The organism is Frankia sp. AgB1.9 (assembly GCF_016786355.1).
Taxonomy (GTDB): domain Bacteria; phylum Actinomycetota; class Actinomycetes; order Frankiales; family Frankiaceae; genus Pseudofrankia.
In genome coordinates, this window is record NZ_JADWYX010000036.1 from 36,583 (window position 1) to 48,832 (window position 12,250).

The window sequence follows — 12,250 nt, forward strand, 5'->3', positions numbered from 1 at the left end:
CGGGCGGGGCTGTCTAGTCGGCGACGCGAACCGCCACGGCGGGGCTGATCGCTGCCGCGCGTCGCGCGGGGCCGGCGCTGGCCAGCAGGGAGGCGACCAGGGTGGCGGCCATGGTCGGCAGGATCGTGGCCCAGGCGATCGGGAAGGAGATGTCCAGGCCGCGAAACATCGGATTGTTGCTGAACATCAGCCAGGCAGTGAGCAAGGACAGCCCCGTGCCCGCGACGATGCCCTCGACGGCGACGAACGCGCTCTCGCCGAGGAACGCGGCCATCACGGTTCTGGACCGGACGCCGAGCGCGCGCAGGATCCCGATGGTCCGGCGGCGCTCGCGCACCGCGCGCACCATGACGACACCGAGGCCGGTGATTCCGACGAACAGGCCGAGGGCGAGGTAGCCCTGCATGAGGCGGAAGAAGGCCACGTTCGCGGCGAAGGTGCGCCGGACGTCGTACTCGGTCCGGTTGGAGACCAGGCCGTTGGTCAGGAACCGGCCTTGGAGCGTGGCGGCCAGCCGGTCCTCTTCCTCTCCGGGTGCCGCCCGTACCAGCGCGCTGGTGACCTTCGCGCTGTCGCCGTAGAACGCCCGGACGGTGGCGACGCCCGCGAACACCGGGTAGCCGGCCGGCTGGCCCGGGAACGTGTAGAAGGGGATCGCGCTGCGCACGATGGCGCCGACGGTCTTGTGAGCGGTCCGGCCTGTAGCCGGGTCGGTGAGAGTGAGGGTGGCGCCCGGCTTGATCGCGTTGCCCTGTGGCCCGGTCGTCGAGTCATAGAAGGGGTCGAGCACGACGTACCTGGGGTCTGCGAGGATCGCGCGCCAGGCCGTCGGCGAGTCAGTGCCCAGGGCGGGCAGCCAGGAGTCCAGCGCGAGCGGCCGGGCCGAGGCCGGCCAGCCGACCGCGACGACGGGCAGCGGCTCGTGGGTCCGCCCGGCCGGGTCGTCGGCCGTGCCGCGGCCGATTGTCAGCGGCGCGACCTCGGCGACCTGGCGAGCCAGGTCGCCGGAGCGCAAGGTCGTGGTCGGGTCGGTGACCGGGTTCGACCCGGAGAAGTCGACCCGGATCGAGTAGCCGGCCGAGGCCTCCGCGACGGCCTTGTCGGTGCTGGCGCCGATGATCGCTCCGATCTGCGCGATCAGCACCAACGTAAAGATGATCAATGCATACATCAGGAGAGTCGAGCCGGTCCGGAACTTGCGCGAGACCGGGTAGGTCACGGCGAGCCGCGTCGCCAGGCCCGCCTCCCCCGGGCGCTCGATGAGCGGGCGCAGCGGGCGCAACACGACATCCTGATTCGCGGACAGGATGATCACTGCGGTGGCGGTGATCAGCACACCGAGCACGATGTAGGTCGTCGTCGACCCGTCGTCGTAAAGACCGGGACGTACGAGATTCGCGACCAGCGCCCAGGCCAGGACTGCCGCCGAGGCTCCGGTCGCCACCATCCGCTGGCTCGCGACCCGCAGCAGCAAGGGGATGGCGAACGCCACGGCCAGCGCCGGGTACAGATAGGTCGTCACCCCCGCGGCGTTCGCGATCGCCGGCACAGAAGACGCGACGAAGGCCGCGCACAGGACGCCGCAGGCCACCAGGCGCCACCGACGGGGACGCCGCCCGATGCCGTCGGGCAGGTCCCGGATCGCGGCGATGATGTTCAGGCGGCTCACCCGGGCGCTGGTCGCCGCGATCGTCACGAACGCGATCAGAAAACCCGCGGCGAAGCCGTTGACGAGGCTGGTCGGGGTCACGGCGAACGTGAGATCCAGGGCATTCGGGCCGTCCTGGAAGGCCGCGAAGATCCGTCCGGCAACCAGCACCACCGCGGCGCCGACGCCGATGCCGGCCGCGACGCCGAGTGCCGCCGCGAGTACTCCGTAGACGCTTCCCTCCAGCAGGAAGCTGCCCACCAGGCGTCTGCGGCGCATGCCCATCGCGCGCAGCATCCCGAGCTGCCCGCGCCGCTCGTCGGTGAGCATCACGAACACGTTCACCAGGAGGAGCAGACCGGCGATGATGCTGAAGCTGCCGATGAACAGGAACAGCGAGCCGAGCTGGTCAGCCAGCTGCGTCGCGGTGGCCAGCGCGTCCTTCTTCGGCGTCGTGACCTGGGCGCCGGTGCTCGTCAGCCCGCCGAGCGCAGCGCGGATCTTCGCCTCCACGACGCCGGTGAGCCGGCTACCCGACTCGACTCCGCCGCGGTTCGAGATCAGGCTGATCGTCGTGGGCGTGGCAGGGCTGCCGGCGCGGGCCGCGGCGGCGGCGAGGGTCCCCGGTGCGACGAACAGGTCGCGGTTGGCGCCGCTGCTGATGCCGAGCGCGGCCAGCCCCTCTGCGGGTACGACCCGCTCGACGCGCAGCGGCGTCGCCCTGCCGTACAGGTAGGCGGTGATGGCGTCTCCGGGACGCAGGCCCAGCGGGCCGGCCAGATCGGCGTTGACGACCGCGCCTCCGGCCGCCGGGGTCTGGCCAGCCAGGTGGCTGCCCTCCGGGCCGCTCGCGCCACGGCCACCGAACACCGCGGCCGCGCGGAGGTCGGCCTCCACGACCATCGCCTGGGGCTCGGCGACGAGGGCCGCACCCACGCCGCGGCTGACGGCGGCCCGGTCCGCGAGCACGGTGAGCAGGCCGTCGACGTCCGGGGCGTCGCGCAGGGTAGCCAGCCGCGCGGCTGCCTCCGCCCCGCGCACCGGGCTGTCGCTGAGGACCTCCTCGTCGACCGGCCCCAGGGTCCGGAACGCTGTCGCCTTTACCGAGTGGTTGAGAGTGTCACCGACGGCCAGGCTGCCGACGATGATCGCCGTGCCGAGCAGCGAGCCGGCAATGACGAGGACGGCCTCGGTCGGCCTGCGAGACAGCTGCCGCTGCGCCAGCCGCCGCAGGAACGGCCGGGCCAGCGCGACCGCCGCCATCGCCACCACAGCGGCGGCGACCAGCACCACCAAGGGCCGGGTCAGCTCCGGGTACACGGCCGTCTCATCTCTCGTGCGTCAGCGTGGCGCCGAGTGCCGCGCGGGCCGGGCCCGGCGGCTCGCGCCGCGTGGCGGCTGCCGTACCGGCGGCCCCCGTACCGACCGCGGGCCGTACGGCGCGACGCTCGTCGCCTACCAGGGCGCCGTCGCGCATCAGGATCAGCCGGCCGGCGGCCGCGCCGATCGCCGGATCATGGGTTACCAGGATGATCGTCTGCCCCTCGTCCCGGTTGAGGGTGTTGAGCAGGTCCATCACCTGGGCGGCCATCTCGCTGTCGAGATTGCCGGTCGGCTCGTCGGCCCAGACAATCGCCGGACGGGCGACCAGCGCCCGGGCGATCGTCACCCGCTGTTGCTCGCCACCGGACAGCTCGTTGGGCCGGTGCGCGCCGCGCGCGCCCAGCCCGACCCGATCGAGCATCTCCGCGGCCCGTCGACGTGCTTCCTTGGGCCCGACGCCGACCAGCAGCAGCGGCAGTTCGACGTTCTCGATCGCGGTGAACACCGGAATCAGGTTGAACGCCTGGAAGACGAATCCCATGGTTCGGGCACGGTGCTCGGTGCGCTTTGCGTCCGGCATCGCGAACAGGTCGACACCGCCCAGCGTCACTCGGCCGCCATCGATGTCGTCGAGGCCGGACAAACAGTTCAGCAGTGTCGTCTTCCCGGAGCCGGACGGCCCCATCACCGCGACCAGCTCACCCGCGGCGACCTCGAGATCCAGGCCGCGCAGCGCCGCCACCTCGACCGCGCCGGTCCGGTAGATCTTGCGTACGCCCTCGGCGCGCAGCAGCGGCTGCGCCCCCTGTGTGCCCGTCTCGACCATGGTTCCAGCGAAACACCTCTGCCCCCGCCGCCTCATCTGCCGACCTGCGCCCCCAGAAGGACCTTCGGACCGCCGATCACGGGCGCATCTGCGCGTGCCATTGGTGGCCCGGGAAGCAAACCGGCCGGGGCGCGTCCTTCGACGCGGCCCGGCCGGTTTGTGTGCGACAGCCGTCGCGAGTTCTCAGCTGGCCGCGAGACCGGCGCCAGATACCGCGGCGGCCGGCGGAACCGCTTCGCCGTCGGTGTGAACGACGGCGGTATCGCAGGCCGCGTACAGGACGCACTGGTGGCTGACGGAACCGAGCAGGAGGCGGGCGAAACCACCCAGGCCACGGCTACCGACGACCAACAACTGCGCGTCACAAGACTCACGGATCAGCGCTCGAACCGCCGATTCGGGTGACAGGACGGCGTCCACGGAGAGGTCGGCGGCACCTTCGAGTCCGAGCGCCACCGCCTTGTCGAGGATGTCCTCGGCCTGACGGACGAGGGCACCCTGGGCGGTGACGAGCGCCTCAGTATACATCTGGTCCAGGCCGCCCCAGGCGTGCACCACCCGCAGTGGCGCGCCGCGCAGGGCCGCCTCGTGCGCCCCCCAGCGCAACGCGCCCAACGACAGGTCCGACCCGTCGACCCCGACAACGACCGGACGATCGGCACGCTGGGTGGACGCGGCCGGCTTGCCGTCGCTGCGGGCGACCACGACCGGAATCGGCGAGTAGTGCACGGCGCCCTGGCTGACCGAGCCGGCGGTCCGCCGGTGCAGGGGCGTGTGTCCGTGCTCGCCGACGACGAGCAGGTCGTAGTTCCTGGCCGCGACGGTCAGGGCCTGTGTTGCCTTGCCCTCGACGACCAGCCGACGCAGTTCGAGCGTCGCGGCCGGCTCGCCGACCCGCTTGATCGTGCGTTCGAGCATCTCGGCCGCGGCCGCTCCGAGCGTTCCCTGTTCGGTCTGCTCCGCGGCGCGGAGCACTGCGGCGGGCAGGCCGTCGCCGGTCCAGGCGAGCAGCGCCGTCACGGTGGACGCCGGGGCGCGGTCGTCCGAGCTCGCGGTACGCAGGGCCGCCTCCGCCAGCGCCCAGCGCAGGGCAGCCTCGGAACCGGGAGAGCCGTCGACCCCAACCAGAATTCGTAGCGAGTTGTTCATGTCCCACGCTCCAGGTCCGATACGACACCCATCCGCCGCACTCTCGGGCACGAGATCCCAGGTGATCTTCACCGATCGCCTGGCCCCAATCTCCGTGGTGACCGGGTTGATGGGACTGTTCCATCGACACCATCGGGAAAGCCTCGGCCAGCCGGCAGGCGCGGCCAGTCCTTCGGCTCATGCCCCAAAGGATCGAGATCGGGGCCAGCGCCTTCGACTGCCGTTGGTCCCGCTCTGGTCCCAAGAACGGCCCGTCGTTCCCCGGCCTTGGGCACTGCCGCTGGTCGGCTTCCCCTCGCAGCTCCGCAAGAGTCCGGGGCATGCAGTGTGTAACGAGGCGAATACGGGTAAGCCCTGCGGGTGGCCGACCTGGCGACGCGGCGCCGAACGTCCTGCCTGGGACCTCGATCGGAGGTTCAGGAACCCTCGACGGTCCTCGTCCAGTTGCTCGAGGCGCTGCGGCGCCGTCTCCAGATGGATTTCGCCTGGCTCGGGCGGCTGGACGGAGATCTACTCACCCTTCAGGTCGTCGATCATCAAGATGGACTGCTTCATCACGCAAGGCGGTCGGCCGGCCGCCGAGATGCGCGACGCCTGTTTCAGCAGACCGGTCCCTGCCGGTCATGGCCGAGCGTAGGAGCCCCACAGCAGCCGGTCCGGGGGGTGTGACGGAGCCGAAGAACCGGGCTGCGCCTTGGAGGGGCCCTGTGAGCCAGGACAGTGACCTGCGCCAGCTGTCAGCGCAGGCGGCCCAGGCGGGAAGGCGCGCGGCCGGGACGGCCGAGCCCGCCGATGAGCGGGTCGAACAGCTTTCCCGGGCCAACCAACGGGTCCAGGCGCTTTTGGACGCGGTGCTCGTGGTCAGCCGGGAACTGGAGCTACCCGTCGTGCTGCGGCAGATCGTGAGTACCGCGATGGAGCTCGTCGGTGCCCGCTACGGCGCCCTGGGTGTGCTGGACGCGGAGGGCGAAAGCCTGGCCGAGTTCATCCCGATCGGCCTCACCGAGCGGGAGTACCGCGACCTCGCGGGTGTCGAGCTTCCCCACGGGCGGGGCCTGCTGGGCCGGCTGATCAGGTCGCCCGGGTCACTGCGCGTCGACGATGTTCATGCGCACCCTGATTCGGTGGGGTTCCCCCCGGGGCATCCACCGATGCGCACGATGCTCGGCGTCGGCATCGGAGTGAGCGGCCGGATCTACGGCAACATCTACCTGTGCGACCGGTACGACGGGCGCCCTTTCGACCAGGACGATGAAGCTGTCGTCGTGGCATTGGCCGGTGCCGCCGGCGTCGCGGTCGAAAACGCCCGCCTTTTCAACCAGGTCCGCGCAAGCGCCGAGCAGTTCCAGCGACTTCTACTGCCTCGCCTGCCCGATCTGTCCCCCTTGTCCGTTGCCGCGGTTTACAAGGCCTCATCGGAGCGGGGTACCCGGGCCGGACATGTCGGGGGTGACTGGTATGACGCCTTGCTGTTGCCTGACGGCGCCGTCGGAGCTGTGATCGGTGACGTCGTCGGCCACGACCTCGTCGCCGCTGCCGCCATGGCCCAGACCCGCAACATGCTGCGGGCGCTCCTCTACGACAAGGGCGGGCCGCCCAGCACCGTGCTGGCCCAGCTCGACCGCACCTTGGAAGCCGTCGACGACAGTCCCATCGCCACTGCCTGCCTCGCGCGCGTCGAACCAGCGGACGACACCTGGCGAATGACCTTCAGCAACGCCGGCCACGTCCCACCCCTGCTGCTGTCTCCCAACGGCGCGAGCCGGTATCTGGACGGGGCCCCCGACGTACCGCTCGGCGTCGACGCCCGCCTGCCTCGACGCGACCACAGCCTCGTTCTGCCGCCGGACGCCACCCTGATCCTGTTCACCGACGGGCTCGTCGAGGACCGGTGCCACTCGATCGACCACGGCCTGGACACGCTCGCCGCGCTGGCCTCGGGCCACGCCGCGCGCCCGCTGCCGACCCTGTGCCAGGCCTTGGCAGACGAACATCCCAGCGATGGTCACGACGATCTGGCTGTCCTCGCGATCCGCACCCCAGGCACAGGTCGCCAGCCGAGCCCAGCCGCACGGTGCTAGTCGAGTTGCTCCGGACTACCGAGCAGCGGCGGGCGGCTCGCCAGAGCCCGTCATCGGCACACAGCGTCCGCTACGTCTCTCGCGGGCCGGGCAATTCGACCGCCGGCGCCCTCGGTGTGCGGCCCGCCGCTGGGAGTTCGGCGAGCTCGCTCGCCCAGATGCGGGCCTGGTCACGTTCGCCGTCTCGCAGCGGGCCCTGGGTGCCGGTGACGTAGAAGCTTCGGCGGCCGACGACGTTGGTCCCTCGACGGCTCAGCAGCCGTGCCGCCTTCGACGCGGCCGAACCTGGCAGCGGCGAGCGCACCTTGGTGTCGAAGACCGCGACGGTTGGCGCCGGCCGGCCGAGGTCCACGTTCGCGAGCCACTCCCGGATCCCGTCGCCCCTGGAGACAACCTCGAGGTTGAAACTGCCGTGCTCGGCGTCGGCGGCCAACTGGCGGGCCGCGTCCTGTCGGGTGCTCGGCCGGCTCATGCCCAGGGCGTGGGTGGGGCCGCCGACGACCAGGAGGTCGACCTCGCCGGGGACGACCGTGGGTGCGTCGGCGACTTCCATCAGTTCGATGTCCATCCGTTCCGCGAGGGCCGCCGCGACAGCTTCGGCAATCTCCCGTGTGTTGCCGAACATCGACTCGAAGACGATCATCGCGCGCATTGTGCCTACTCCATTCTCGCATACGTCAAGGTCGGCGGATTCGCGACGAACAAACGCCGCGGAATGTTGCCGAGACGGCCGAGTCTTCGACGGCGACCGCGCTCCTAGGCTGTGGTCTCGTCGCTTCGGACTACAGCGACGGAGCAGGCGGCGTGCAGGACACACTGGTGGCTGACAGAACCGATCGCCAAATCGGCGAACCCGCCTCCGCCGCGGCTTCCAACGACGAGCAGCTGAGCGTGGCAGGACTCTCGCAACAGCGCGACCGCCGGGCGTTCCGAGGCAATTACTGGATGAAGCTCAACCTCCGGCGCGCCGTCGAGGCCGAGTTTGACAGCCTCGTCCAGGAGCTCGCGGCCAAGTCGCAGGACGGCCTGCTCGGAGGACAGGAGCACGTCCGAGTAAAGCGGATCCAGACCGCCCCAGGAGTGGACCACTCGCAGCGGCACGCCCCGCGCCGCTGCCTCACCCGCGGCCCATCGCAAGGCGGCGAACGACGTCGTCGAGCCGTCGACGCCCACGACGACCGGCCGCGTCTCGGGCGCGCCGGGACGGGGAACCTCGCGCGCGACGATGACGGGAACCGTGCTGTGGTGGACGACTCCCTGGCTGGTGGAACCCACGAGCAGCCGACGCATCGCGCTGTCCCCCCGCGCGCCGACGACGACCAGGTCGGCCTGGGCCGCCATCTCGAGCAGCGCGGCGACGGGTTCGGCTCGTCGCACGACCGGTGTCACCGCGGCGTCCGGGTAGTCCTCGTGGACACGGTTGATCGCCGTGTCGAGAAGCGTGCGCGCCGCGTCCGTGAACCCGCTGGGATCCGCGTGCACCGCGAGGTGGTGAACACGACGCGGCCGTCCGTCGGCTGTCCAGACAGTCAGCGCCGTGACCGTCGCCGGTCGCAGCGCGGCCTCGTTGCAGGCCCACCGCAGCGCCGCCTCCGAACCTGAGGAACCGTCGACTCCGACCAGGATTCGCATAGGTTGGGCCGGCGCGTCAGTGCGGTCCATGGGGCACCTTCCGGGGTTCGGTTCGCTGTTGAAGTCCACTGTCCGCACAGGCGTAGTAGCCGACATCTGTCGTCGGGCCGGCCGCCGCGGTGCTTTGGTCCCACCCCCGGCGGTGCGACGGACCCCCGCTGTCTGTGATCTTCGAGCGACCAGCGCGGCGACGGGGGTCCTTTCGCCCCCGGAGCCTGACCGGCCGGCTCGGGAATACGCCTGGTCACGCGAGCAGAGTCGACCTACGAACTCGAAAGGCCCGCGACGCAGGCAAGGAGTGCCCAAATGCCAGGCCAGCGCACATCTGAGACAACGAGACTCAGCTGCAGCCTTCCCATCGGCCAGATGGTGGGCAACGGAGAACGGGTGCCGCTGACCGGCCTCCTACGCTTTGACCCCGCCGACCCGATCGCGATATCGCTCGTCATTCGGGTGACGAGCGGCCAGACAGTCGAATGGACGTTCGCGCGAGACCTGCTCGTCGCAGGCGGCGACCGACCCATGGGCGTGGGCGAGGTGCGAGTCCGACCATCCCAAGGCGCCAAAGGGCGAGTCCTCGCACTGACGCTGACAAGTCCGGACGGGCCGGCGGAGCTGGAACTTCCATCGCAACGCGTCGACACATTTGTGCGCCAGACTTATGCGGCCATTCCATCCGAGATGGAGGCCGATCTGATCGACTGGCCGTCCGAGTTTGCGTGGCTGCTCGGGCCGGAGGATCGCTCTACAGGTACGTAACACGACCAGGGTCATCCGCGCCGCCATTGTCCAGCGGCCGCACCGCAGCCGGCCCACGACCAAGAAAACTAGTGGGTCGAGGGCTCCTGCCCGAGGTGCTTGACCGCGAGTACGGCGGCCTGGGTGCGGCTGGTCAGCGAGAGCTTTTCCAGGATGCTCGACACGTAGTTCTTGACGGTCTTCTCGGACAGGTGAATACGCGATCCGATCTGGCGGTTCGTGAGACCTTCGGCGACGAGTCCGAGGATCTCGCGTTCCCGGGTGCTCAGCTCTACCAGGACCGGGTCCTCCTTCGGCCCCTCACGCAGCCGGGCGAGCACGCGCTGCGTCACGGACGGCGAGAGCAGCGACCCGCCCGCGGCGACCGTCCTGATCGCGCTGACCAGGTCGTTGCCGCGGATCTCCTTGAGAACGTAACCGGCGGCGCCGGCCATGATCGCGGAGAAGAGAGCCTCGTCATCGTCGAACGAGGTCAGGATCAGGAAGGCGATGCCCGGGTGTTCCACCTTGATCTCGCGGCAGACGTCAATGCCAGTGCCATCGGGCAGGCGGCCGTCGACGATCGCCACCGTGGGCAACAGAGCCGGTATGCGTCGTAGCGCCTCCGCCACGAGCCCGGCCTCTCCGACGACCTCGATGTCGTCATGACGTTCCAGGGTCTGCCGCAGACCATTCCTCACGATCTCGTGATCGTCGAGGATGAACACCCGGATCTTCTCCATGACGGGCACGATACGCGGCGTCAACGACGCCGGTGAACGTCGATGGAAGCTCGACCTCGGGACCTTCGGCATGCCCGCCACACGCCGCTCGACTACTGCGCCCCGCAGGTCGGAAGGGATTTCCACCAACGCGGGACCGCTGGGGCCGCGGTCGTCAGATCGGGGCTGTCCAGCGCAGGTGCGTGCCGCCCCCGGCGGGGACCGTCAGGTTGAACGTCCCGCCGAGTGACTCGGCCCGCTCTCGCAGATTGGTCAGTCCGCTGCTGCGGGCCGTGTCGCCGATCCCCACGCCGTTGTCCTGGACCTCCGCGACGATCTCGTCGTTGTCCAGGGCGACGCGTAGCCGCAGTTCGGACGCCCCGGAGTGGCGAGCCGCGTTGGACACCGCCTCCCGGACCACGGCGAGCAGGTGCGCGGCCAGCGCGTCGCTGACGACCGAGTCGAGCGGGCCGGTGCAGATCACCGTCGGCGCGAAGCCGAGCGCGGCTTCGGCGTCCGCGGCGATCTTCTCGATCGCGCTGCGCAGACCGCCGCGTCCGGCCTGGGCGTTTCCTTGCAGTTGGAAGATCGACCGCCTGATTTGCTTGATTGTCGCGTCGATGTCGTCGACGTAACGGTTCAGGCGGTCGGCATTGGCGCTGTTCTCGTACTGCGCCACATCCTGGATACCCAGCGCGACGGCGAACATCTGCTGGATCACGTGATCATGAAGGTCCCGGGCGATACGACCGCGGTCGGCGAGGACCAGCAGCCGTTCGCGGTCGGACTTCGCGCGGGCGAGTTCAAGGGCGAGCGCCACGTGCTCCGCGAAGCTCGCCGCCATGTCGAGATCGGTGGCGCTGAATGCCTGATGTCCGTGGTCGCGTCCCAGGAGCAGGACCCGGCGGTCGGGCTCTGTGCCTGCCCCCAGCGGTAGGGCGAGGAGTGACCCAGTGTCAGGGCCTCGTTCCGCGTCGCAGGCGTCCAGGAGGGCGTCGCCGCTGAGGAGGGGATGCCGTTCGGCGAACACGCGCCCAGCCAGGCTGCCGTCAAGGGGAACCGCGTTCCCGATCGTTTCTGCGCCGACCGCTGCCTCTATGGACGCAGCAACCGCATCAGTTCCACGGGTCACCATGACTGCATGGTCGGCACGCGCGGTGGCTTGAGCGGCCTCGACGACCAGGACGATCGGGTCGGGGGGATCCGCCATGACCTGGCGAGTCACCGCGGCCGACGCGCTCATCCACTGGTGCCGCTGCTGAGCCTCGTCGAAGAGCCGAGCGTTGTCGATCGCGACGCCGGCGTTGGCCGCCAGAGCGAGCGCCAGCTCCTCGTCCTCGGCGGTGAACGCCCGACCGTCGCGCTTGTCGGTCAGGTACAGGTTGCCGAAGACCTCACCGCGCACGGTGATCGGTACCCCGAGGAACGTGTGCATCGGAGGGTGTCCCGGCGGGAAACCGGTGGCGTTCACATCGTGGGAGATGTCGTCGACCCGGCGGGGGTGAGGGTCGTCGATCAGGACGCCGAGCACGCCCTTACCGGTCGGGAGGTGGCCGATGAGTTCAACCTCCGCGGGGTCCATGCCGACATGGACGAATTCCTCGAGGGTCCGGTCGGGCGCCACCACGCCCAACGCCCCGTAGCGCGCGTCGAGCAGCTCGCACGCCGCCTCGACCACCATCCGCAGCAGCACCGGCAGGCGCAGGTCAGCCGTGACCATCTGGTTGGCGCGCAACAGGCCTCGCAGCCGTCCTTGCGTGGCCAGGACGTCCTGCGCACGGTCGACCAGTTGCGTCAGCAACTCGTCGAGCTCCAGTCGACCGACTGTCGGGAAGGTCAGACTGCCCCTGTCCGACAGGGCCAGGCGTTGATCTTCAGGCTGGTCGGCCCGAACGTCGGCCCGCGTGAACGCATCCACAATCTGGAGCGTAGCTGGACCGAGTTCGAGGATCAGAAATTTCGGTCGGACATTCACGTCGCCGACCCCGGGGATGCTCCCGTCGCGCCACTAGTCTTCCGCAACGGAAGAGTGTGGGACGTCGTCAACGGCCTCGTTCCGCACAGGCCACCCGAGCCTGTCTCCGCGATCGGAAGCCCATCACGTGAACCGGCACAGATCGTAACGCTCCAC

9 protein-coding genes are annotated in these 12,250 nt (G+C 70.0%); 2 read left to right on the forward strand and 7 right to left on the reverse strand.

Going from position 1 to position 12,250, the window contains the following annotated elements:
• Nucleotides 1-13: 13 nt before the first annotated feature.
• The 3 genes from I6A60_RS41715 to I6A60_RS16430 all read right to left on the reverse strand — a co-directional run bounded on the left by I6A60_RS41715 (nt 14) and on the right by I6A60_RS16430 (nt 4,946).
• Nucleotides 14-2,968 (reverse strand): ABC transporter permease, encoded by a 2,955-nt coding sequence (locus tag I6A60_RS41715; RefSeq protein ID WP_203042318.1) that lies wholly within the window; start codon nt 2,966-2,968, stop codon nt 14-16.
• Between the two features lie 7 nt (nt 2,969-2,975).
• Nucleotides 2,976-3,797 (reverse strand): ABC transporter ATP-binding protein, encoded by an 822-nt coding sequence (locus I6A60_RS16425; RefSeq protein ID WP_238435569.1) that lies wholly within the window; start codon nt 3,795-3,797, stop codon nt 2,976-2,978.
• 183 nt (nt 3,798-3,980) lie between these two features.
• Nucleotides 3,981-4,946: a universal stress protein gene (locus I6A60_RS16430; RefSeq protein WP_203014997.1), complete on the reverse strand. Its 966-nt coding sequence runs from the start codon at nt 4,944-4,946 to the stop codon at nt 3,981-3,983.
• Nucleotides 4,947-5,653: 707 nt separating this feature from the next.
• On the opposite strand from I6A60_RS16430, the gene I6A60_RS16435 reads away from it, so the two are divergent.
• Nucleotides 5,654-7,027 carry a PP2C family protein-serine/threonine phosphatase gene (locus tag I6A60_RS16435; protein ID WP_203014999.1) on the forward strand — a complete coding sequence of 458 codons (1,374 nt, stop codon included), beginning with the start codon at nt 5,654-5,656 and terminating at the stop codon, nt 7,025-7,027.
• Nucleotides 7,028-7,097: 70 nt separating this feature from the next.
• On the opposite strand, the gene I6A60_RS16440 is transcribed toward I6A60_RS16435, so the two are convergent.
• Nucleotides 7,098-7,670, reverse strand: coding sequence for a hypothetical protein (locus I6A60_RS16440; RefSeq protein ID WP_203015000.1), 573 nt, complete (start codon nt 7,668-7,670; stop codon nt 7,098-7,100).
• Between the two features lie 113 nt (nt 7,671-7,783).
• Nucleotides 7,784-8,689 (reverse strand): universal stress protein, encoded by a 906-nt coding sequence (locus tag I6A60_RS16445; RefSeq protein WP_238435570.1) that lies wholly within the window; start codon nt 8,687-8,689, stop codon nt 7,784-7,786.
• Nucleotides 8,690-9,025: 336 nt separating this feature from the next.
• Here I6A60_RS16445 and I6A60_RS16450 point away from each other — a divergent pair, with 336 nt between their 5' ends.
• A complete protein-coding gene (locus tag I6A60_RS16450; RefSeq protein ID WP_203015002.1) occupies nt 9,026-9,418 on the forward strand; it encodes an SsgA family sporulation/cell division regulator in 393 nt (130 codons plus the stop codon).
• A gap of 68 nt (nt 9,419-9,486) precedes the next feature.
• Here I6A60_RS16450 and I6A60_RS16455 read toward each other — a convergent pair whose 3' ends face one another.
• Together I6A60_RS16455 and I6A60_RS16460 are read right to left on the reverse strand one after the other, a co-directional pair.
• Complete coding sequence (locus I6A60_RS16455) at nt 9,487-10,140, reverse strand: response regulator transcription factor (protein WP_203015004.1); 654 nt, start codon at nt 10,138-10,140, stop codon at nt 9,487-9,489.
• Between the two features lie 154 nt (nt 10,141-10,294).
• Nucleotides 10,295-12,037 (reverse strand): GAF domain-containing sensor histidine kinase, encoded by a 1,743-nt coding sequence (locus I6A60_RS16460; RefSeq protein WP_203015006.1) that lies wholly within the window; start codon nt 12,035-12,037, stop codon nt 10,295-10,297.
• Between the last annotated feature and the right edge of the window lie 213 nt (nt 12,038-12,250).

Excerpts from the sequence above, each read along its gene's own strand:
- I6A60_RS16425 (WP_238435569.1), bottom strand. The coding sequence starts at position 3,797 with ATGGTCGAGACGGGCACACAGGGGGCGCAGCCGCTGCTGCGCGCCGAG.
- I6A60_RS16430 (WP_203014997.1), bottom strand. The coding sequence starts at position 4,946 with ATGAACAACTCGCTACGAATTCTGGTTGGGGTCGACGGCTCTCCCGGT.
- I6A60_RS16440 (WP_203015000.1), bottom strand. The coding sequence starts at position 7,670 with ATGATCGTCTTCGAGTCGATGTTCGGCAACACACGGGAGATTGCCGAA.
- I6A60_RS16445 (WP_238435570.1), bottom strand. The coding sequence starts at position 8,689 with ATGGACCGCACTGACGCGCCGGCCCAACCTATGCGAATCCTGGTCGGA.
- I6A60_RS16450 (WP_203015002.1), top strand. The coding sequence starts at position 9,026 with ATGGTGGGCAACGGAGAACGGGTGCCGCTGACCGGCCTCCTACGCTTT.
- I6A60_RS16455 (WP_203015004.1), bottom strand. The coding sequence starts at position 10,140 with ATGGAGAAGATCCGGGTGTTCATCCTCGACGATCACGAGATCGTGAGG.